Raw genomic sequence first — 21,029 nt, forward strand, 5'->3', positions numbered from 1 at the left:
ACCCTCCGGATCAGCGCTGTTGCAGCACTTGCAACCTTCATTGCGTATATCGCTCACCGCTGTCTAACATCTCGGCCACCGCCGGTCAATGAAACCGCCGTTGACCGACCCGACCAGGAGCTACGAGCATCGTGACCCCCACCGGACCCCGCAACGCCCCCGGCGTCGTGGACGTCGTCGCGCTCGGCGAGTCCATGGTCACGTTCCTGCCGTCCCGGCCGGGACGGCTCGCCGACGTCCCCTCCTTCGACCGGGGCATCGGCGGCGCGGAGTCCAACACGGCGTGCGTACTGGCCGCCGCCGGACACTCCGTGCGGTGGGTCAGCCGGGTGGGGGACGACCCGTTCGGCGACCATCTGGTCGAGGCGATCGGCGGGTACGGGGTCGACTTGGCGCACGTCCGGCGCGACCCCGCCCGCCCCACCGGCATCTACTTCCGCACGGCCGGGGACCGGGCCACCGACGCGCACGAGGTGGCCTACTACCGGGCCGGTTCCGCGGCCTCCGCCATGTCCGCCGGCACCGTGGACCTGGACGCGGTCCGCGCCGGCCGCGTGCTGCACCTGTCCGGGATCACGGCCGCGCTGTCCGGGACCTGCCTGGACCTGATGCGGGAGCTGACCGCGCGCCGGCCCGGCCGCCCCCTGGTCTCCTTCGACGTCAACCACCGGCCCGGCCTGTGGGGCGACAGGGACGCCCCGGCGGTGCTGCGGGACCTCGCCCGGGGCGCGGACCTCGTGTTCGTCGGGCAGGACGAGGCCTGGGGGCTGCACAGCGCCGAGGCCGTCCGCGCCGCCCTCCCCGAACCCGAGGTGCTGGTCGTGAAGCAGGGCGCCGCGGGAGCCACCGTCTTCGAGGGGCGGGACGTCACCTTGGTGCCCGCGCCCCGGGTCGACGTGGTCGCCGCCGTCGGCGCGGGGGACGCCTTCGCCGCCGGGTTCCTCTCCGCCACCCTGCGCGGGCTGCCCGTCCGGGACCGGCTGCGGCACGGGCACCTGCTGGCCGCCGCCGCGCTCACCGCCGCCGGCGACCTCGCCGCGCCGCCCGCCCGGGAGTACGCCGACCGGCTCGTAGCCCTGGACGACGCGGCGTGGGGGAGACTGCGACTCGGCCCCGGCTGGACCGATGACACCCAGCGGGCCCCCGAGGAGGTACGCACCCCATGAGCCAGACCGTCGACCGCGCGCTCGGCATCCTGCCGCTGCTCGCCGAGGGCCCCGCCGACCTGGGGCAGGTCGCGGGCCGCCTCGGCGTGCACAAGTCCACGGCCCTGCGCCTGCTGCGCACCCTCCACGAACACGGCCTCGTCTACCGCCAGTCCGACCAGCGCTACCGCCTGGGCGCCCGCCTCTTCGCGCTCGCCCAGGAGGCGATGGAGAACCTCGACGTCCGCGAGATCGCCCACCCCCACCTGGTCCGCCTCAACGAGAGCTGCGGACACACCGTGCACCTCGCCGTGTACGAGGAGAACGAGGTCCTCTACATCGACAAGGTCGACAGCCGCTACCCGGTGCGGATGTACTCCCGGATCGGCAAGCCCGTCGCCATCACCGTCGCCGCGGTCGCCAAGCTGCTGCTGGCCGACCTGCCCGAGCACGAGCGGCGGGCGGTGGCGGAGAAGCTCGACTACCCCGCGTACACGGCCCGTTCGACACCCCACGCCACGGCGTTCCTGCGCGAGCTGGAGAAGGTGCGGGAACAGGGCTGGGCCACCGACCTCGGCGGCCACGAGGAGTCCATCAACTGTGTCGCGGCGCCGATCCGAGGCGCCGACGGCCGGGTCGTCGCCGCGATGTCGGTGTCCGCGCCGAACGTCGTCGTCACCGCCGACGAACTCCTCACCCTCCTGCCGCAGGTGCGCCGTACGGCGGACGCCATCAGCGGCGAGTACTCCGGCAGAACACCAGTGAAGGGCACCGCATGACGGACAAGACCGCGCTCACCCCCCGGACCCACACCACCCCGCCGGCGAGGTTCTCGCACGGTGTGAGGAAGGGCAACATCCTCCAGGTCGCCGGCCAGGTCGGCTTCCTGCCCGCCCAGGAGGGCAAGCCGCCCACGCCCGCCGGGCCGACCCTGCGCGAGCAGACCCTGCAGACCCTGGCCAACGTCAAGGCGATCCTCGAAGAGGGCGGCGCCGGCTGGGACGACGCGATGATGATCCGCGTCTACCTGACGGACGTGGCGCACTTCGCCGAGTTCAACGAGATCTACGACGCGTACTTCGAGGAGCAGGGCCTCACCCGGCCGCCCGCCGCGCGCACCACGGTCTACGTCGGCCTGCCCGCGGGCCTCCTCGTCGAGATCGACGCCCTGGCCGTCCTCGGCTGATCACTGTGTTCTTGTAGGCGTCTGATAACGAAGTCGGGGCCGACTGTGTGCGGCACAGGTTTGTCGACCATACTGCTCCGCTGTGGAGCAGCGCATAGGTTCGAGCAGCCAGCCCCTGGAGGGCGCCGGATTCGACCCGGCCTTCATCCCCGGGCTCACGTCACCCGCGTCCGGACGGACCCAGGACGACGAGCCGGAGAAGGAGCCCGAGGTCGCCGCCGCCGAGGACGCCGAGGAGTCCGCTCCCGAGCCGGAGGAGGAAGCCGAGGCGGCGTCCGGCTCCGAGCCGGAGGAGGAAGCCGACGTCGACGGCCCCGTCTTCGAGGCGTCCGACCGCCGCGCGAGAATAGTCGCCGACCACAGAGGCGTACGCCTGTCCCTGGACGACCAGGAATGCGAGTTCCAATGGGACGAGATCGGGGCGGTCGAGACGGAGACCGCCCGCTTCGGCAAGCGCTACACCGTCACCGTCCACACCCCTGACCGGCGCTGGTACCCGATCGAGATCGAGGCGCCGGCCAGGAGCCGTTTCACCGAGTGGGACGAGCAGCTGGACGCCGTACTGGACGCCTACTTCGAGGAAGACGCCGAGTAACTACCGGCAGTACTGGGTTTCCTTGCCGATCGACCGGTACATGCAGTCCGAGTTCTCCAGCAACTGCAGCACCGCGTCCCGGTTACGGGAGGTCTCCCGCTCGATGACCTCGTCGGGCGGGTAGAACCCGCCCCCGCCGGAGCGCGGGTACATCTCGAAGGTGTACGCGAAGATCTTGTGCGTGCCCCAGAGGTAGTCGTCGATCGACCCGTCCGTGATGTACAGGTCGCTGGACTGCTCCGCCGTGTACCCGTTGCTCGCGGCCATCTTCTGCCCGACCGCCTTGAACGCCGCGTTGTCGTCCGCGGTCATCCCGGTCGTCGTGTCGGAGTACGTGTAGCCGAACGGCCACAGCACCAGCTCGCTGTACGTGTGGAAGTCGATGCCGGCCTTGATCTGCTGCACCCCGCCGACGACCCGGCTGCGCACGAAGTCGGCGACGACCTTCACCTCGGGCGCGGATTCCGCCGCCGGGCCCCGGTACGTCTCGGAGGACGCCGAGCCCGAGGAGCCGCCGCAGCAGCCCCAGCGGTAGTTCCAGTTGCGGTTGAGGTCGGTACCGACGTACGAACTGCCGCTGTTGGGCTGGCGGTTCTTGCGCCACGAGCGGTACGAGCCGGTCGCGATGTCGTACTCGCCGCCGTCCGGGTTGATGTCCGGGACGATCCAGATCTCACGGTTGTTCACCATGCTGGTGACGCGCGCGTCGGAGCCGTAGCCGGAGGTCAGTTCGCGCAGCAGGTAGAGCGCCATCTCGACGGTGAGGTGCTCACGGGCGTGCTGGTGGTGTGTGAACAGCACCTCCGGCTCGGACTCGTCGCTGCCCACGTTGTCGCTGATCTTGACGGCGACGATGTCCCGGCCCTGGTAGGACTTGCCGATCACGCGCCGGCTCGCGATGGAGGGGTTGGCCGCGACGATCGAGTTGATCTCGCTCGTCATCTCCGCGTAGTTGTGGTAGCGCGAGTCGGCGGACGGGAAGTCGTAGAGCCGGACGTCGTCCTCGCCTGCGGACCGGTCGGGCACCGCGCCGAGCGGCGTGACCTCGTAGCCCAGCGCGCGCAGTTTCCTGATCTGGTCGGCGCGTCCGGAGACGACGACACCGTGGCCGTGGGCCTCGTCCACGGTCACGCCGGTGCGCTGGAGCGCGGTGCGGTCCTCGGCCGTGGCGTGCAGGTGGATCTCGTACTGCCGGACGTCGTCGGCCGCCGGGGCGGCCTTGGGGGCGCTGTCGGCGGTGGCGTCCGAGGTCGTCGCGGTCAGGGGTGCCGCGAGGGCGAGTGCGAGGAGGGCGGCGAGGGCGGTGGTTCGTCTGCCGGTGCGGGCACCGGAGCCTCGTATGCGGAGTCGCATGAAATCTCCTTGTGGGAGGTGGGGTTGTTCCGTGCGACGTACGTGGTGCGGGTGGCGCACATCGTTCTGCCAATGGCATGAGCAGGTCAAGACGGAAAGCGGCCGCGCAGTGTACGCGGGCGGCGCCGGGGTCGAGCTGTCCTGGTCGAAGTGCACCCACGGGTGTGAACCGGACGTGCACATATGTACGCGACGGGGGGAGAGTGAGGACCCGCGCAAGGGGAGCCGGAGTGTCCGGATCCTCGGACCACACCCCCAGAGGACTGGCTGATCATGGGCGGATCAGCGCCACGCCGGGACCACCAACCGCCGGTCGAGACGACCAGCTTCGCCGCCCGGGTGCGGCGGGCCTTCCCGGACGGCGTGCGCTTCGTGCAACCCCTCCGGGCCGCACGACCCGGCGCTCGTGCCGCTCGCCGCCGCCGACGCGCTGGGGCTGCACGACCACTCCGCCCAGCGAGGTGCGGCACCTGCCGGGGCCCGACCCGCGAGTCCCGGGCCCCCGCACGACGACACCCCGGTGCGTCTCACCCGCCGCGAGACCGAGGTCGCCCGGCTCGTCGCCGAAGGGCTCGCCAACCAGCAGATCGCGACCGTCCGGTGATCGCCCGGCGCACCGCCGAAGGCCGTGTGGAACGCATCCTCGGCAAGCTCGGCTTCAGCAACCGCAGCCCGATCGCCGCCTGGGTGACCGCCCAGCGCCGACCCGCCCGTACCGCGAACCCCGAGGGGAACCCATGACCACCCGACAGCCGCCCGCACCCGCCGCGTTCGACCACCGCATGGCCGTCTTCGGCACCGACGACGACTTCCTGGCCGCCGCCCTGCCCTTCCTTCGCGAAGGCCTCGCCGCGCCCGGCGAACCACCCCCCGTGGCCATCGCCGACCCCCGCAACCTCGACCTCCTGCGGGACGCCCTCGGCCGGGACGCCAAGGACGTCACCCGCGTCCCGCGCACCGACTGGTACACCGGCTCCGCCGCCAACGCCGTCGCCCGCGCGGCCTCCTACCTCACCGCCCACGCCGGCCCCGGAGGCGGAATCCACCTCCTCATGGAGCCCGTCTGGAGCGGCCGGGCCGGCCGCTCGGCCCGCGAGACCACCGAGTGGATCCGCTACGAGGCCCTCGCCAACCTCCTCTTCGCGCCCATGGCCACGACCGTCCTGTGCGCGTACGACACCCGCACCGCCGGCCCCGCAGTCGTCGCGGCGGCCCGCCGCGCCCACCCCGGCACGGAGGTGTACCAGGACCCGGTGCGGCTCGCGGCCGAACTCGACGCCCTACCGCTGCCGCTGCCCCCGGCCGGCGCGCGGCCCCTCGCGGAGCCGCACGCCGCGGCCGTGCAGGACTGGGCGGAAGGCCGGGGACTGCCCGCCGCCGACGCCGAGTTGTTCGCCACGGCCGTCGCGGAGACGGCGGCGGCCCTGGCACCCCTCGACGGCACCGCCCTGCTGTGGGGCGAGGCGCCCGCCTGCGTCTGCGAACTGCGCTCGGCCCGCCCCGTCGCCGACCCGCTCGCCGGCTTCGTCCCGCCACCGCCCGCCGGCCCGGAACCCGGCCCGGGCCTGTGGTACGCGCGGCAGGTCTGCGCGTACGTGGACATCCGCGACGACGCCCGGGGAGCCACGGTCCGCCTCCAGTACGCGTAACCCGCCCACCTGCGCGAGCAGGCAGGGGATCGGGTAGTCCCCGACCCCGACGCCGGGTACGTTCCGTTCTGCTCCTGCCCTCTTGTCTGCCTGGCTTCTTTGCGGTTTGTTGACCTGCATGGCGGACACCACAGGAAACACCACGGACCATGAGACCTCGCAGCACCCCCAGCCGCGTAAGGCGAGTTGGAAGTACATCGGCCCGGGCATCGTCGTCGCGGCGACCGGTGTCGGGGCCGGCGATCTGGTCGCCACCCTGATCGCGGGCAGCAACTTCGGCTACACCCTCCTGTGGGCCGCGATCATCGGCTGTCTGGTGAAGATCTCCCTGGCCGAGGCGGCGGGCCGCTGGCATCTGTCCACGGGCCGCACCCTGTTCGACGGCTGGGCGAGCCTCGGCCGCTGGACGACCTGGTTCTTCGCCGTCTACGTCGTGGTCTGGGGCTTCGTCTACGGCGCGGCGGCGATGTCGTCGAGCGCGCTGCCGCTCCAGGCGCTGTTCCCCGGCGTGATGGACCTGACGTGGTGGGGCATCGCCTGCGGTCTGGTCGGTCTGGTCTTCGTCTGGTTCAACAAGTACGCGGTGTTCGAGAAGGTCATGACGGTCCTGGTGGGGGTCATGTTCCTGGTGACGGTGTACCTGGCGATCCGCGTCACACCCAACATCCCCGACGCCTTCGCGGGTCTCCTGCCGGTGCTGCCCGACGAGAAGGACTCGATCCTCAACACCCTGGGCCTGATCGGCGGCGTCGGCGGCACGATCACCCTCGCGGCCTACGGCTACTGGGTCAACGCCAAGGGCTGGACCGACACCGGCTGGATGAAGGTCATGCGCCTGGACAACCGCGTCGCCTACGCCACGACGGGCATCTTCGTGATCGCCATGCTCTTCGTCGGCGCGGAGCTCCTGCACTCGGCGAACATCGCGATCGCGAGCGGCGACAAGGGCCTGATCCAGCTGGGCGACATCCTGGAGGACGAGTACGGCGCGGCGACGGCGAAGTTCTTCCTGATCGGCTTCTTCGCCACGTCGTTCACCTCGCTGATCGGCGTCTGGCACGGCGTGAGCCTGATGTTCGCCGACTTCGTGGCGCGGCTGTCGGCCAGGGGGCAGGCCAAGGGCGAGGAGGTCGCCTCGGGCGCACGCGAACGCTCCTGGCCCTTCCGCGCCTATCTGCTCTGGCTGACCTTCCCGCCGATGATCCTCCTCTTCGAGGGCCAGCCCTTCCGCCTGATCATCATCTACGGCGTCCTCGGCGCGGCCTTCCTGCCCTTCCTCGCCGGCACGCTGATCTGGCTCCTGAACTCCTCCCGCACGCCCCGTCAGTGGCGCAACGGCCCGCTCAGCAACGCGATGCTCGCCGTCGCCGGCCTGCTGTTCCTGATCCTGTGCGTGAAGCAGATCTGGGACCAGCCGTGGGGCGAGTTCTTCTAGGGCTGGAGAATGTCTCACCGCAGCACCGAGACGTTTCCCCGCCGGCACGAGGACCGAGGACCCGACGCATGACCCAGCAGTACCCGCCACAACCCGGCCCGGGCTTCGGCCCCCCTCCCCCGCAGTACGCGCCCGCACCGCCCGCGTACGCCCCGGCCGCGCCCCAACCGGCCCCGGCCGGACCGGACTTCCTGGCCGTCGACAAACGCAACGCGGTCGTCGTCGACGCGTCCGGTGTCGCCTTCGAGTCGTCCGGGCTCTCGATCGAGTTCCGCTGGCCCGAGATCCGCAGCGTCCACTACCGGGCGAGCCCCAACGGCAAGGCGCTGATGGTCGCCGTGATCCACCTGGACGGCAGGTTCTTCGAGTGCGTGGTGGAGGCCAAGCCGAGGTCGCGGCTTCAGGAGTGGTTCCCCCAGCTGGCGTGGGTGCTCGGGCACTACCGCCCGGCGGGGTGAAGGAACCGCAAGGGTCAGGAGGTCCACGCCAACCGGTCCAGCAGCAGCCCCGCCGCACCCCCCGTCAGCAGCACGCCCGTCGACATCCACAGCGCCGGTTCGGCCGGGTCGAGCACACCCGGCCGCAGCGTGAGCAGCAGCACCTGCGCCGCCGCCGGAACCGCGCACGCCGCCGCCAGATGACGCACCGCCACCTCCCGCCACGGCTGCGGATGCACCCGCGCCGCCGCCCAGGTGGCGAGCGCGACGCACACCAGGTTCGGCAGATGCACCAGCGCCAGCGCGGCACCGAAGGAGCCGACGCCCCGCGGGCCGACGAGAGGGCCGTACACCAGCGTCATCTGGACGTACTCGCTGACGACCAGGACGACGACGCCCACGGCCCAGCAGCGCACGAGCACCATCAACCGCTCCCGGAGATCTCGACGTAGAGGAGGACCGCGAAGCCCAGCGCCGCCATGCCGCAGCCCGCGACCAGGGCGAGCGCCTGGAGCACCGGGGACCAGCTGCCCCGGCCCGCCACCGTCGCCGTGCCCCGCGGATCGCGCGGGTCGTAGGTGACGGTGACCCGGGTGCCCTCCGTGGTCGACCAGCCCGCCAGGTCCTCGAACTCGACCGGCGTACCGTCGGCCGTACGGAAGACGAAGAAGTGCCGCCGGGCGTCCGAGCGCTGGTACGGCTCCGTCTCCACCCGGACGCACTCACCCTCCGCCCGCACCCCGCCCCGCAGCACCCGCGTCACCGTCACCAGCCGCCGCGCGTACCTCCAGGCCAGCGCGCCGAACAGCGCCACGAGCAGCGCGAGGACGACATAGCCGGCGCCCGGCACCTCCATGGCTAGTGCACCTCGACCGAGTCGATGATCCGGTCCAGGTCCCCGTCCGGCAGGGACCCCCGCTGCGCGTCGACCCGGATCGCGAAGGCCGTGTCGGACGAGTCCAGCCCGGCGAGGATCACGCCCTCGACCGGGGTGCCCTTCGGCGGGCCGCCGCCCTCCCCGGTCGCCTTGAAGGTGAAGTCGATCCGCTTCGCCCCGTCCGCACCGGCCAGTTCCACGTCCTTCTGGCCCTTGACGTCCGCGCCCATCTGGATGCCCGCCTCGGCGGCGATCGCGGCCTGCTCGGCGGAGTTCGCCTCCGTGAAGCCGAGCTGCACGGTGAGGACCGAGACCTTCCTGCCGCCCTCCGTGCGCACCGCCGCGGCCGCGTTGTGCCTGCCGCGCTCACCGGCGCTCTGCTCCTCGTACCCCTTCGGATACGAGACGTCGACGCCCTTGGTCTTCAGGGTGCCCCAGCCGTCGGGCACCGAGCCGGCGTCGGAGCCCCCGCAGCCGGTCAGGGCCACGGAGGCCGTCAGCAGGGCGGCGGCCAGGAGGGCACGGCGGGTCTTCATCGGCTTGGACTCCGTCTCGTCAGTTCGCACAGTAGCTGTAGGGAAGATAGGAGCGACCGTCCCCGCGGGGCGCCCCCAGGAACCGGGCGTCGGTCAGTGTCTCCGACTTCTTCTCCGTGCTGATCGTCATGCCCAGACTGAGCCCGAGATTCAACTCGAAGCCGTACTCGGCCGCGTTCACCTCGCCCGTGTACGTCATCCGGCTCGACCTGCCCTTGTCGAACATCAGCTGCCCGAAGGGGTCGTCGGCGCCCGGGCGGGATGTCGGCGCGTGGTCGTCGAACATGTACTGGAAGGGCGTGGCGACCTGCTCGTTGTTGCTGTCCAGCCACCGCTCGGCGACCGCCCGGTCCGCGTCGCCCGCCGGGCCGGGATCGAAGCTGACGGAGTTGGTGACGATCTCGATGCCGGTCCGCGAGTCCGTGCCCTTCACGCCGGCGCTCCCGCCCCGCTTGTCGCCGTCCTTCTTGCCGTTGTCACCGCCCACCTTGGCGCCGTCCTTCTGGCCGCCCTCCTCGACGGTCCGGGTCATGTCGACGCGGACCAGCTTGCCGGTCCCCTTGTCGTAGGTGACCGTGATGGTGCCGGTCTGTGTCGTGTTCGCCGCGTACTCGCCGCCGAGCGGGCCCGCCTCGTAACCCACCTTGGAGCCGTACTCGATGGACGAGGAGTACGTGTACGACTTGGTGTTCTTGTAGGCGTTGTCCGTCCAGGTGACGTCGGGGGAGTACTTGAAGGTGCCGCCGAGCGCGGCGCCCAGCTTCTTCTCGTCACCCGCCGAGATCTTCAGGCCCGCCGAGGCCGAGGCCTCCAGGCCCACCTTGCCGTAGGTGATCTGCCGGTTGTCGCCGAGGTGCTCCTCGATCCGGTTCCGGGTGTCCTCCTCGTCCTTGAGCGGGCCCTTGCCGAAGAGGTAGGCGATGCTGTCGCCGAGGCTCGCCTGCGCACCGCCGGGCATGCTCCGCCGCATCTCGTACATCTGGAGCTTCTCCACGTCGTCCCGGAACCGCTGGGCCTCCTCGGGGCTCTCGAAGACCCAGGTGTCGCCGTTGGTGACCTTGATGCCGAGCCCGAGCTCCACCTTGTCGGCGCCGAACCGGCCCACCTTCATACCGGGTTTGAAGTCCTTCTTCGCGGCGACGGACGCGGCGTCCGTGAAGGTCAGATAGACCAGCTGGTCCTTGTCGTCGACCGTGCCGTCGCCGTTGACGTCCGTCTTCGCCTTGATGTGCTGCTCCTGGAAGCCGTACTCCTTGCCGATCTCCCAGAAGAAGATCTTCGCCTTGGAGCCCGCCTTGTCCGTGACGGAGGAGACCTGGCACAGCGCCGGCTCGAAGTCGGCGTCGGTGAGGGGCTTGTCCGGCCCGGGCCCGCCCGAGGCGCAGGTGCCCTCACCCACCACCCTGCACACCTGCGCGGCGATCCTGTCGTAGAGCAGCTGCCCGACGCCGGTGGCCGAGACGGCGAGGACGATCGCCGCGCTGACCACGACCATGCCGAGGTACTCGGTGCCGGTCGCGCCGCGATCGTCGAAGACCGGTCTGCGTCCATACGTCCGTATGCCACCCCCGTCGGCCATACGGCACCCCTCCTTGCCCGAACCGCGTTCCTGTGGACGGTGAGAGTAGGTACACGCCCCGGCGGGAGGCGTGGGTCTCAGGGCCCAAACGGAGGCCCACCGTCAACACTGGGCCCACCCCGATCACCGGCCGGGACCACCCGAGCCCTCGCCCCCGACCGGCAAGATGCTCAACCTGCCCCGTTTTGACGCATCTTGTGCAACGGCAGTTGCTCCTCAGCTACACAAACGCTGTTCTCCGGTCACAGAGCCGTGGATACAGTGCTGAGGTAGTCACGCAGTGAAGTCACCACGGTGGGCCGCAGTGACAAGGCGGCGCGCCGACGGGCATGGGGAAACGGGGAGCTGCGCGTGCCAACTGCCATTGCCGTGACCAGCGCCGACATGGCGCTGCCGCCACAGGACGAACGCACCCTGCCCGCCGCCGTGCTGCGGGACCTCGACCGGCGCCCGCTGGAGCAGGCCCTGGCCGACATGCAGACCCTGGTCGAGCACCACGGGCATGTGATCGTGGTCTGCTCCCAGGCCGCCCCCACCGCCGTGCAGCGCCGGCTGTACACCCTGCGCTCCCTCATGGAGAGCGACCGGATCGCCTTTTTCCACCCCGATCTGCCCCCGCTCGGACTCGCCGTCCTGGCCCGCCAGTTACGCCAGCTCGCGTCCTGCGACATCAGCCCCGGCGTGCTCGCCTCGGCCGGGCGGCTGCTCGTCCACTACATCCACGCCGGGGCGCTGCTCAACTCCGTCACCCGGCTCGACCGGGTCCCCGTCGGCCTGAAGTCGCACGCCAAGTCCTGGGTGCCCGGCAGCCAGTTCGGCGTCCTCGCCCACCCCGAGCCGAAGCTGGTCCGCATCACCCCCGAAGCCGCCCTGCCCGGCCCCGAGTTCGGCACCTGGATGCTGGTCGCCAAGGGGCAGCTCCAGTCCGACTGGGTCACCGGCACCCTCGCCCCCTCCTGGAAGGTGCAGGGCCTGCGCGAGACCCCGCTCCCGGCCGAATCACCGGGCTGGTGGGGCACCGGCAGGCTGATCGAGTTCTGCAGCTACCTGCCCGACCTGTCGGTCCTCTACCAACTGGTCACCTCCGTACGGCGGACCCGCTGCCACTGGTGCGGCATCGACGTCATCGGCGACCGCTGCGTCTTCTGCTCGGCCACGCCACCCGTCCACGACAGCCCGCACAAGCAGCTGGAGAACCGAACGGCCGTGGGGTGAGGTCTCACAGCCCTGACACCGCTCGTCAGCACCGCTCCGATCCCGCTCGACCGATATCCCCAACGAGGTTGTACGGTTCATGAACTCCCGTCAGCGCCGCGGCGTGATTCTCCTGCTCCTGTCGGTCGTCTGCGCCCTCGGCGCCTTCGCCGGCGTGCTGTCCGTCATAGGTGACGTGAAGTCCAAGGTCGGCCCCGAGGTCACCGCCTACCGGCTCAAGTCCGACGTACCGCCCTACACCACCCTCAGCACGGGCCAGTTCGAGAAGATCAAGATGCCCGAGCGGTGGCTGTCGGACAACGCCGTCACCGACCTGCGCGAGATCCAGGGCAAGATCGCCGTGACCACGCTGCGCGCGGGCTCCCTGCTCCAGTCCGACATGATCGTCCGCCAGCCGGCCCTCCAGCCAGGCCAGCAGGAGGTCGCCATCATGATCGACGCGGCGACCGGTGTGGCCGGCAAGATCACGCCCGGTGCCTCGGTCAACGTCTACGCCACCTTCGAGGGCAAGCGCGAGAGCGACCCCGACCAGTCGAAGATCATCGTGACCAACGCCAAGGTCCTCGACGTCGGCGATATGAAGCCGCTCAACCCGGACGAGAACAACCGCACCCAGCAGCCCACCGACGCCGTCCCGATCACCTTCGCGCTGTCCGCCCGGGACGCCCAGCGCCTCACCTACGCCGAGTCGTTCGCCAAGCGCGTCCGCCTCGCCCTCGTCGCGCCCGGCAGCGACACCACCGTCCCCGAGCAGGACCGGACGTACGAACTCGCGAAGGACAAGTGAGAGGCTCGCATGCCCACGAGGATCCTCCCGGCAGTCGGTGACGCGGACGCGGTCCGATCGATCACGACGCTGCTCAGCCAGCTGCCGGACGCCGAGCCGGTGGCCCCGGTCGTCGACTCCACCCAGCTCATCGACACCCTCGCCCGGCTGGCCGCCGAGTCCGTCGACGAACTGCCCGAGGTCGTGGTGGTGCACGAGCGGATCGGCCCGGTCCCCGCGCTGGAACTGATCCGCGAAGTGGCCCTGCGCTTCCCGGCCGTCGGCGTCATCCTCGTCACCTCCGACGCGAGCCCCGGCCTCTTCCAGGCCGCCATGGACTACGGCGCCCGCGGCCTGGTCGCCCTGCCGCTCGGCTACGAGGAACTCGCCAGCCGCGTCCAGGCGGTCGCCCAGTGGTCCGTCGGCGTACGACGGCACCTGGGCGCCGGCGGCGACGTGTTCACCGGCGTCGGCGGCACCGTCGTCACCGTCAGCGGCGCGAAGGGCGGCACCGGAGCCACCCTGACGGCGATCCAGCTGGCCCTGGCCGCCCAGGCCTCCGGCCGCAGCACGGCCCTGGTCGACATGGACCTCCAGACCGGCGACATCGCCTCCTACCTGGACGTCCAGTTCCGCCGCTCCGTCGTCGACCTGGCCGCCATCAACGACATCTCCCCGCGCGTCCTGGCCGACGCCGTCTTCCGCCACGACACCGGCCTCGCCCTGCTCCTCGCCCCGGCCGAGGGGGAACGCGGCGAGGACGTCACCGACCGCGCCGCCCGCCAGATCGTCAGCGCCCTGCGCTCCCGCTACGAGGTCGTCGTCATCGACACCGGTGCCCAGCTCGGCGGCGCCGGAGCGGCGGCCGTGGAGATGGCCGACCGGGCCCTGCTCGTCACCACGCCGGACGTGGTCGCCGTACGGGGCGCCAAGCGGGCCGTGCGGATGTGGGACCGGCTGCAGATCCGCAAGGCCGAGGAGACCACCGTCGTCGTCAACCGGCACAGCCGGATCACGGAGATCCAGCCGCCCCTGATCCAGCGGATCACCGGCACGGCGGTCGCGGCCACCGCGATCCCCGCCAACTTCAAGGAACTCCAGAGCGTCGTGGACGCGGGCCGCATCCACGAACTGGAGAACAAGAGCTCGGTGAAACAGGCCCTGTGGGGCCTCGCGGCCGAACTGGGCCTGGTCAAGGCCCCCGACACCGCCCAGAAAGCGCACAGGTTCCGGGGCGGCGACCGGGGGTCGGTGAGCTTTCGGCGGAGAAGGGAGGGATGAGCGTGCTGCCCGTCTTACGAGAGCGGGACCGGGGCCAGGTCACCATCGAGTTCCTCGGCATGACACCGACGATCCTCGTGACGCTGATCGCGCTGTGGCAGGCCGTCCTCGTCGGCTACACCTTCATCCTCGCGGGCAACGCCGCCGACGAGGCCGTGCGGGCGGCGACAGCGGCTGAACCGGGGGCGCGGCAGGCCGCGTGCGAGACGGCCGGGATGCAGCACCTGTCGGAGGCGTGGCGATCCGGCGCCGAGGTGACCTGCGGCGGCTCCGGCTACGTCACGTCCGACGTCACGCTCCAGGTGCCGGTCCTCTTCCCGGGCACACTGTCCGTGCCGATCCCGGTCCATGGCCACGCCGGCGCGGTCGAGGAGGCGGACTGAGATGCCCAGGACACGCAGGGACCGAGGCCAGGTCGCCATCGAGTACATCGGCTTCCTGCCGATCCTGCTGTTCGTCGCCCTGGCGGCCGTACAGCTCGGCCTGATCGCCTACACGGCCCAGCAGGCGGGCACGGCGGCCCGGGCGGGGGCGCGCAGCGCGTCGCTGGAGGGGCCCTACGAGGCGGACTGCCGGGCGGCGGTGAGCAGTTGGCTCGACGTCACCGGGTGCACCCCCTCCTACGGCGCGGACGAGGTCACCATCACGGCCACCGTGAAGATCCCGTCTCTCGTGCCGGGCTGGAAGTTCGACCCGGCCGTCAAGACCGCGACGATGCCGCTCGACCACTGATCGGAGCACCGGAACCATGAGCCTGCGAGCACGCATCAACTCCCCGGAGGAGAACGGCAACCGGGGCGAGGACGGCCACATGGTCGCCTCCTACCGGGCCAAGCTCCTGGAGGAGATCGACCTCGCGGAGATGAGTTCGCTGGCCGCCGCCGAGCGCCGGGCCCGGCTGGAGCGGGTGCTCGGGCACATCATCAGCCGCGAGGGCCCGGTCCTGTCGACGGTGGAACGCTCGCAGCTCATCCGCAGGGTGGTCGACGAGGCGCTGGGCCTCGGCATCCTGGAGCCGCTGCTGGAGGACGCCTCCATCACCGAGATCATGGTGAACGGCCCGGACGCGATCTTCGTGGAGCGCGGCGGCCGGGTCGAGCAACTGCCCCTGCGCTTCGCCTCCAACGACCAGCTGATGCAGACGATCGAGCGGATCGTCTCCACGGTCAACCGGCGCGTCGACGAGTCCAACCCGATGGTCGACGCCCGCCTCCCCTCCGGCGAACGCGTCAACGTCATCATCCCGCCCCTGTCCCTGACGGGCGCCACCCTCACGATCCGCCGCTTCCCGCGCTCCTTCACGCTCCAGGAGCTGATCGGCCTCGGCTCGCTCGACGAGCACATGCTGTACCTGCTGGCGGGCCTGGTGCAGGCGAAGTTCAACGTCATCGTCTCCGGCGCGACGGGCACCGGCAAGACGACCCTGCTGAACGCGCTCTCCGGGCTCATCCCCGAGGGCGAGCGCATCATCACCATCGAGGACTCCGCCGAACTCCAGCTCCAGCAGCCCCACGTCATCCGCCTGGAGTCCCGCCCGCCGAACGTCGAGGGCAAGGGCCAGGTCACCATCCGCGACCTGGTCCGCAACTCGCTGCGGATGCGCCCCGACCGGATCGTGGTCGGTGAGGTCCGCGGCGGCGAGTCGCTGGACATGCTCCAGGCCATGTCGACGGGCCACGACGGCTCCCTGGCCACCGTCCACGCCAACAGCGCGGAGGACGCGCTGATGCGGTTGCAGACCCTGGCGTCCATGTCGGACGTGGAGATCCCCTTCGTGGCGCTGCACGACCAGATCAACAGCGCGGTCGACGTCATCGTGCAGCTGACCCGGTTCGCGGACGGCGCCCGCCGCATCACCGAGATCGCGCTGATGGACAGCCACGGCAGCGACCCGTACCGCCTGGTCACGGTCGCCCGCTTCCACGCGCAGCCCATGACGCCCGACGGCCGTATCCACGGCGTCTTCGAGTACTTCCCGCTCCCACGCCGCACCGCCGACCGCCTCTACATGGCGAACCAGCCCGTCCCGCAGGCCTTCGGCATCGCCGGGTCCGCGGAGCAGCTAGCCACCCGAGAAGCCAGGTAGGACCGACCGATGGAACTGCACACGCTCATCACGCTCACCACCGGCATCACCCTGCTGACCTGCGTCCTCACGGTGGCCGGCCTGCACTCCTACGCCATGGGCAAGGCACAGCGGCAGGCCCTCGTCGACCGCCTGTCCGCCACCGGCCAGATCCCGGCCGGCGGCCGGCGCCGGAACTTCCGCGGGATCGACCGCCGCCTGCGGCGCACCAAGCTCGGCAGGAAGCTGGAACTGCGCCTGGCCGCCACCGGCCTGGACATCACCCCCGGCGAGTTCTTCGTCTACATGCTCGCCACCGTCGCCGGCCTGTGGCTGATCGGCCAGGCGGCACTGGCCCCCTTCTTCGGCCCGCTGGCGGGCCTGCTGGGCATCGGGGTGGCCGTCCAGTTCCTCAACTGGCAACGCCAGAAACGCATCGAGAAGTTCATCAACCAGCTCCCCGAAATGGCCCGGATCCTCGCCAACGCGACCCAGGCGGGCCTCGCCCTGCGCACCGCGATCGGCATGGCCGCGGAGGAGATGGAGGCGCCCGCGGGCGAGGAACTCGGCAAGGTCTCCGCCCAGCTGGCCGTCGGCGCGTCCATGGACGACGCCCTGAGCGAACTGGCGGACCGCCTCCCCTCCCGCGAACTCGTCGTCCTGGTCACCACCCTCGTCCTGTCCAACCGGGCGGGCGGCCAGGTCGTCAGCGCGCTGCGCAACCTGACGGAGACACTGGAGGAACGCAAGGAGACAAGGCGTGAGGTCCGCACGCAGCTCTCCCAGGTCAACATGACGTCGTACGCCGTCCCGGTCCTGGGCGTGGGCTCGCTCTTCCTCATGAACGGGGTGAAGGACGGCGCCCTCGACCGCATGACCGGCTCCCCCTTCGGCCAGGCGGCGGTCATCATCGCCTTCTCCCTCTACGCCGTCGGCTTCGTCCTCATCCGCCGCCTGTCCCGCATCGACGTCTGAAGGCCGGAGGCACACCATGGGACTGCTCCTCGCCCTGCTGACGGGCCTCAGCGTCTGGGGCATCTTCGCCGGCATCCGCATGTACCGCGCCGAGGCGAAACTGCCCGGCGACCTCGCCCTGGCCCTGGAGGTCGGCGCCACCCGCACCGGCGCCGTCGACTCCCTCATCGACCGCCTGGGCATGCGCTACGCCCCCGCGGTGCTGCGCCTGATGGGCCCCAAGCAGGTGGCCAAGTACCGCCGCAAGATCGACCTGGCGGGCAACCCCGGCGGCCTGACGATCGACCGCTACGCGGCCCGCCGGGCGGTGTACGGAGCGCTGGGCGCGGTGGGCTTCCTGGTGTTCCTGATGCGGGGCCAGCTCCTGGTGGCCCTGCTCCTGCTCGCCTTCGGCGCGTTCTGGACGGAGGTCGGCATCTGGTCGGCGATCCGCATCCGCAAGGACGTCATCGAACGGACCCTGCCGGACTTCCTGGACGTCCTGGCGGTCGTGGTCAGCGCGGGCCTCGGCTTCCGCCAGGCGCTGGACCGGGTCTCGTCGAAGTACGAGGGCCCCTGGGCCGACGAACTGCGCATCACCCTCCGCCAGATGGACCTGGGCATGAGCCGCCGCCAGGCCTTCGCGGAACTGCGCCGCCGCAACGACTCCGAGCAGGTCGCCATGTTCGTGACGGCGTTGCAGCAGGGCGAGGAACTGGGTGCGCCGATCGTCGACACGCTGGTCGCTCTCGCCAAGGACATGCGGCGTACGGACGCGCAGAACGCCCGCCGCAAGGCCGCGCGCGCCGTTCCCAAGGCCACGATGATGATCACGACCTTCATGGTCCCGGCCACGATGCTCCTCCTCGGCGCCGGCCTGATCCTCGGCTCGGGCACGGACTTCGGCTCGGTCACGGGCAAGTAGGGACGGGGGCGACGGTATGTCGATGACAGGGGAGCGGACGGGGCTGCTGGGACGTCGCCGCCGCCGAGCCGAGCGGACACCGGAGATCACGACGCCCCCGGCGGGCACGGTGCTGCCGGCACACGCCCGCACGGGCGCGCCGGACGTACCCGTGACGTCGGCGACGCCTGCGCTGCCGCCGGGGTGGGAGGCGGTGGGGGGTGAGGCGACGCTGTGGATGAAGGGGGGTGCTACCGGGGGTGCTCAGGGGGGTGCTTCCGGGGGTGCTTCGGGCCAGGGCGGCAGCCCGGGCCGGGGGCCGGTACCGGTGCCGATGCCGCCGGCGGCATCGGCGGCGCCCGGGGGGCCGTCCGGGCAGGCGCCGGGTGGGTCTGAGGGACATGGGGGCGGTGGGCCGGGGCGGGTGGCGAGCGGTGGGCCGGGCCCGAGGACGGCCGGGAGGCCGGGCACGGAGGCGCCCGGCGGGCCGGGCCGGCCGGCGGCCGCAGGGCCGCACGGACCTGGAGCCCGCGAGCCGCACGGCTCGGCACCAGGTGAGCCGCACGGCCAGGGACCAGGTGAGCCGCACGGCCAGGGACCAGGTGAGCCGCACGGACGTGTGCACGGCGGGGCAGCCGCCGATGGTGCTCAGCCTCCACAGGGGCCACCCGCACCACCCGGCAACGAAAGCCGCACGGATGGTGCGGGTGGGAACCCGATCCCGGCCGAAGGCCGGGCCACTGCCACCTCAGCCATGCCCGCCACCCCCACCAGCCCCGCGATCGACATCCAGGTCAACGCCCTACAGGCCATGTGCCGACAGGTCTTCGGCTTTCGCCTGGCCATGATCGCCCTCGCCACCCCCACCGCCCTTCTCAACGCCAACCCGGGCCTGCCCACCCGCCTGGTCGGCGCCGCCGTAGTCGTCACCTTCATGACGTCCTACGTCCTCTTCAGAGACTGGGAACGCTTCGGCCCCCTCCTCCTGCGCCACCCCACCCTCCTCGCCGCGGACACCCTCTTCGGCGCCCTCCTGCTCATCTCCGCGGGCCCGGACAGCACCCTCGCCTACGTCAGCGTCTGCACCCCCCTCCTCGCCGGCCTCGTCTACGGCTGGCGAGGGGCCGCCGTCTTCGCCAGCCTCCAGTCCCTGCTCCTCCTCCTGATCCACGCGGCACAGGAGAACCCGCACCCCGGCCTCGCCGAGGCGTCCCTCCTGCCCGGCCTCTGCGTCATCGCGGGAGCCGTCGGCTCCAGCCTGCGCAACCTGATGCTCCGCTTCGGCGCGGCCACCCAGGCCCTCACCACCGTCCAGGCCCGCCTCGCCGTGACGGAGGCGGTCAGCGCCGAACGCGCCCGCCTCGCCCGCGAGATGCACGACTCGGTCGCCAAGACCCTGCACGGCGTGGCCCTGGCCGCCGACGGTCTGACAAGTTCGGCGGGCGCCGACCGCATGGACCCGGCCCTGATCAGACAACAGGCCGCACTGGTCGCCCGTTCCGCCCGCCGGGCAGCCGCCGAATCCCGTGAACTCCTGGCCGACCTGCGCCGCGAATCGGACCCCGCCCAGGCCACGGACGTCCTGGTCGAACTGGCGGCCCGGACCCGCGACTTCAGCACCCGCACCGGCCTCCCGGCCGTCTACCGCCCCACCGGCGACCACGCCGTACCGCCCGTCCCGCCCGCGGTGGCCCGCCAGATCCTCACCATCGCCTCGGAGGCCATGGAGAACGCCCACCGCCACGCACACCCCACCCGCGTCGACGTCCGCGCGGGCGTCCACGGCGACCTGCTCCGCATCAGCGTCTACGACGACGGCCGCGGCCTCCCGCCCGGCACCACGCTCGAACAGCTCCGCCGCGCGGGCCACTTCGGCCTGGTCGGGATGGTCGAACGAGCCGCCTCGGTCGGAGCCCGCATCCGCATCGGCCGCGGCGGCCGCCCCAAGGGCACGGAAGTCCGCCTGGAACTCCCCTTGGCGGCCCTGACCACCCCCCACGCCTGACCCCACGACACGAGAGGAGGCCCCGGATGCCGGACCACACCCCGCCACAGCAACCGCCGCCACCACCGCAGGACCCGTTCGCCGACTTCCCACAGCCCGCACACTCCGCACGGCCGCGGAGTCTCCGCGTCGTCGTGGCGGACGACAACCCCGTGGTCCGCGCGGGCCTCACCGCGCTCCTCTCGGGCCGCGCGGACATCACGGTCGTAGCCGAGGCCGCGGACGGCCGCCAGGCCTACGAGGCCGCCCACCAGCACCGCCCGGACGTCGTCCTCCTCGACGTCCGCATGCCCGGTGTGGACGGCCTCTCGGCACTCCCGTACCTGGTGCGGATCGCCCCGGTCGTGATGCTGACGTACAGCAGGGAGTCGGAGATCGTCCAGGAGGCCCTCCGCAGAGGAGCGGGCGGCTACCTGGTCCACGGCGAGTTCACGGCCGACCAACTGGTCGACGCCGTACGGGACATCAAGGAGGGCCGGGCCCACTTCACGCCCACGGCGGCGGGCGCCCTCCTGGCCCAACTCCGCCAGGACCAGCCACCGACCTCGCCCCTGCCCGAGGGGCTGGGCAGCTCATCGAGTGCGACTGCATACGGAATTTCCACGTCCGCAAAACCGCATACCCAACCTCAACAATCCAACCCACCAGCCACTATCCCGCTACAGCCCACCCCACCCCCACCCATTTCTCCAGAAAACCTTTCGCAAGTGCAACCGCATGTGGGACAGTCTTCGTCTGGGTGGACGAGTGGCCCTCCGGCCGCTCCCGACAGGTCGCGGTTCCAACTGAGTGCGAGGGAGGCGGAGATCATGGACCACATCGCGTCCGGCATGACCAACCAGCAGATCGCCGCCACCTGCTTCATCAGCGAGAAGACCGTCAAGAACCACATCAACCGCATCTTCGCCAAGCTCCACAGCACCAGCCGCTCCGAGGCCGCCGCGAAATGGATCGGCACGGCACCGGACTCGCACGCACACCGAGGACTGGGGTGAGCTTCGGTGCCGGAGTGGGGGAAGAGCGGGTTGGGCCCGCGCGATTGGGCCC

At 71.3% G+C, this 21,029-nt stretch carries 24 protein-coding genes; 19 read left to right on the top strand and 5 right to left on the bottom strand.

What is annotated here, in order from left to right:
- Positions 1–131: 131 nt before the first annotated feature.
- The 4 genes from ACFZDA_RS22500 to ACFZDA_RS22515 all read left to right on the top strand — a co-directional run bounded on the left by ACFZDA_RS22500 (position 132) and on the right by ACFZDA_RS22515 (position 2,926).
- Entirely contained in the window at positions 132–1,166 is a 1,035-nt protein-coding gene (locus ACFZDA_RS22500) for a PfkB family carbohydrate kinase (protein WP_391084191.1), read from the top strand.
- Positions 1,163–1,924 (top strand): IclR family transcriptional regulator C-terminal domain-containing protein, encoded by a 762-nt coding sequence (locus ACFZDA_RS22505; RefSeq protein WP_391084194.1) that lies wholly within the window; start codon positions 1,163–1,165, stop codon positions 1,922–1,924. Before ACFZDA_RS22500 ends, ACFZDA_RS22505 begins: the two co-directional genes overlap by 4 nt.
- Positions 1,921–2,331 carry a Rid family hydrolase gene (locus ACFZDA_RS22510; RefSeq protein WP_391084197.1) on the top strand — a complete coding sequence of 137 codons (411 nt, stop codon included), beginning with the start codon at positions 1,921–1,923 and terminating at the stop codon, positions 2,329–2,331. The genes ACFZDA_RS22505 and ACFZDA_RS22510 overlap by 4 nt, the downstream gene beginning before the upstream one ends.
- Before the next feature lie 82 nt (positions 2,332–2,413).
- The gene (locus ACFZDA_RS22515) at positions 2,414–2,926 is read left to right on the top strand and encodes a hypothetical protein (RefSeq protein ID WP_391084200.1); all 513 of its coding nucleotides are present in this window, start codon (positions 2,414–2,416) and stop codon (positions 2,924–2,926) included.
- Here the strand turns inward: ACFZDA_RS22515 and ACFZDA_RS22520 are convergent, their stop codons facing one another.
- On the bottom strand, positions 2,927–4,279 hold the full coding sequence (locus tag ACFZDA_RS22520; protein ID WP_391084203.1) for a M14 family zinc carboxypeptidase: 1,353 nt from the start codon (positions 4,277–4,279) through the stop codon (positions 2,927–2,929).
- A 406-nt stretch (positions 4,280–4,685) separates the two neighbouring features.
- Between ACFZDA_RS22520 and ACFZDA_RS22525 the strand changes: the two genes are divergently transcribed.
- From ACFZDA_RS22525 to ACFZDA_RS22545, 5 genes are all read left to right on the top strand, one after another.
- Positions 4,686–4,883 carry a LuxR C-terminal-related transcriptional regulator gene (locus tag ACFZDA_RS22525; RefSeq protein ID WP_391084206.1) on the top strand — a complete coding sequence of 66 codons (198 nt, stop codon included), beginning with the start codon at positions 4,686–4,688 and terminating at the stop codon, positions 4,881–4,883.
- On the top strand, positions 4,880–5,020 hold the full coding sequence (locus tag ACFZDA_RS22530) for a hypothetical protein (protein ID WP_391084209.1): 141 nt from the start codon (positions 4,880–4,882) through the stop codon (positions 5,018–5,020). Before ACFZDA_RS22525 ends, ACFZDA_RS22530 begins: the two co-directional genes overlap by 4 nt.
- Positions 5,017–5,928 (top strand): anti-sigma factor RsbA family regulatory protein, encoded by a 912-nt coding sequence (locus ACFZDA_RS22535; RefSeq protein ID WP_391084212.1) that lies wholly within the window; start codon positions 5,017–5,019, stop codon positions 5,926–5,928. Before ACFZDA_RS22530 ends, ACFZDA_RS22535 begins: the two co-directional genes overlap by 4 nt.
- Positions 5,929–6,046: 118 nt before the next feature.
- Positions 6,047–7,363 carry an Nramp family divalent metal transporter gene (locus tag ACFZDA_RS22540; protein ID WP_391084215.1) on the top strand — a complete coding sequence of 439 codons (1,317 nt, stop codon included), beginning with the start codon at positions 6,047–6,049 and terminating at the stop codon, positions 7,361–7,363.
- A 68-nt stretch (positions 7,364–7,431) separates the two neighbouring features.
- Positions 7,432–7,821: a hypothetical protein gene (locus ACFZDA_RS22545; protein ID WP_391084218.1), complete on the top strand. Its 390-nt coding sequence runs from the start codon at positions 7,432–7,434 to the stop codon at positions 7,819–7,821.
- Between the two features lie 14 nt (positions 7,822–7,835).
- Here ACFZDA_RS22545 and ACFZDA_RS22550 read toward each other — a convergent pair whose 3' ends face one another.
- Genes ACFZDA_RS22550 through ACFZDA_RS22565 form a run of 4 tightly spaced genes read right to left on the bottom strand, consistent with a single transcriptional unit; the run spans position 7,836 to position 10,792 of the window.
- Complete coding sequence (locus tag ACFZDA_RS22550; protein ID WP_391084221.1) at positions 7,836–8,225, bottom strand: hypothetical protein; 390 nt, start codon at positions 8,223–8,225, stop codon at positions 7,836–7,838.
- A complete protein-coding gene (locus ACFZDA_RS22555) occupies positions 8,225–8,656 on the bottom strand; it encodes a DUF3592 domain-containing protein (RefSeq protein ID WP_391084224.1) in 432 nt (143 codons plus the stop codon). The genes ACFZDA_RS22550 and ACFZDA_RS22555 overlap by 1 nt, the downstream gene beginning before the upstream one ends.
- Positions 8,657–8,658: 2 nt before the next feature.
- Complete coding sequence (locus tag ACFZDA_RS22560) at positions 8,659–9,213, bottom strand: hypothetical protein (RefSeq protein WP_391084227.1); 555 nt, start codon at positions 9,211–9,213, stop codon at positions 8,659–8,661.
- Between the two features lie 19 nt (positions 9,214–9,232).
- Entirely contained in the window at positions 9,233–10,792 is a 1,560-nt protein-coding gene (locus tag ACFZDA_RS22565) for a hypothetical protein (RefSeq protein WP_391084230.1), read from the bottom strand.
- Positions 10,793–11,176: 384 nt separating this feature from the next.
- Between ACFZDA_RS22565 and ACFZDA_RS22570 the strand changes: the two genes are divergently transcribed.
- From ACFZDA_RS22570 to ACFZDA_RS22615, 10 genes are all read left to right on the top strand, one after another.
- On the top strand, positions 11,177–12,007 hold the full coding sequence (locus ACFZDA_RS22570) for a hypothetical protein (protein WP_391084628.1): 831 nt from the start codon (positions 11,177–11,179) through the stop codon (positions 12,005–12,007).
- Between the two features lie 79 nt (positions 12,008–12,086).
- Complete coding sequence (gene cpaB, locus ACFZDA_RS22575; RefSeq protein WP_391084233.1) at positions 12,087–12,794, top strand: Flp pilus assembly protein CpaB; 708 nt, start codon at positions 12,087–12,089, stop codon at positions 12,792–12,794.
- A 9-nt stretch (positions 12,795–12,803) separates the two neighbouring features.
- Entirely contained in the window at positions 12,804–14,054 is a 1,251-nt protein-coding gene (locus ACFZDA_RS22580) for an AAA family ATPase (protein WP_391084237.1), read from the top strand.
- Positions 14,051–14,437, top strand: coding sequence for a pilus assembly protein (locus ACFZDA_RS22585; protein WP_391084240.1), 387 nt, complete (start codon positions 14,051–14,053; stop codon positions 14,435–14,437). The genes ACFZDA_RS22580 and ACFZDA_RS22585 overlap by 4 nt, the downstream gene beginning before the upstream one ends.
- A gap of 1 nt (position 14,438) precedes the next feature.
- Positions 14,439–14,786 (top strand): TadE/TadG family type IV pilus assembly protein, encoded by a 348-nt coding sequence (locus ACFZDA_RS22590; RefSeq protein ID WP_391084243.1) that lies wholly within the window; start codon positions 14,439–14,441, stop codon positions 14,784–14,786.
- A gap of 16 nt (positions 14,787–14,802) precedes the next feature.
- The gene (locus ACFZDA_RS22595; RefSeq protein WP_391084246.1) at positions 14,803–16,140 is read left to right on the top strand and encodes an ATPase, T2SS/T4P/T4SS family; all 1,338 of its coding nucleotides are present in this window, start codon (positions 14,803–14,805) and stop codon (positions 16,138–16,140) included.
- 9 nt (positions 16,141–16,149) lie between these two features.
- A complete protein-coding gene (locus tag ACFZDA_RS22600; protein ID WP_391084249.1) occupies positions 16,150–17,094 on the top strand; it encodes a type II secretion system F family protein in 945 nt (314 codons plus the stop codon).
- A 16-nt stretch (positions 17,095–17,110) separates the two neighbouring features.
- Positions 17,111–17,998 carry a DUF5936 domain-containing protein gene (locus ACFZDA_RS22605; RefSeq protein ID WP_391084253.1) on the top strand — a complete coding sequence of 296 codons (888 nt, stop codon included), beginning with the start codon at positions 17,111–17,113 and terminating at the stop codon, positions 17,996–17,998.
- 598 nt (positions 17,999–18,596) lie between these two features.
- Entirely contained in the window at positions 18,597–19,982 is a 1,386-nt protein-coding gene (locus tag ACFZDA_RS22610; protein ID WP_391084256.1) for a histidine kinase, read from the top strand.
- Positions 19,983–20,008: 26 nt separating this feature from the next.
- Positions 20,009–20,977 carry a response regulator gene (locus ACFZDA_RS22615; RefSeq protein WP_391084260.1) on the top strand — a complete coding sequence of 323 codons (969 nt, stop codon included), beginning with the start codon at positions 20,009–20,011 and terminating at the stop codon, positions 20,975–20,977.
- Positions 20,978–21,029 lie beyond the last annotated feature (52 nt).

It is taken from the genome of Streptomyces sp. NPDC007991 (assembly GCF_042958445.1).
Classification (GTDB): domain Bacteria; phylum Actinomycetota; class Actinomycetes; order Streptomycetales; family Streptomycetaceae; genus Streptomyces.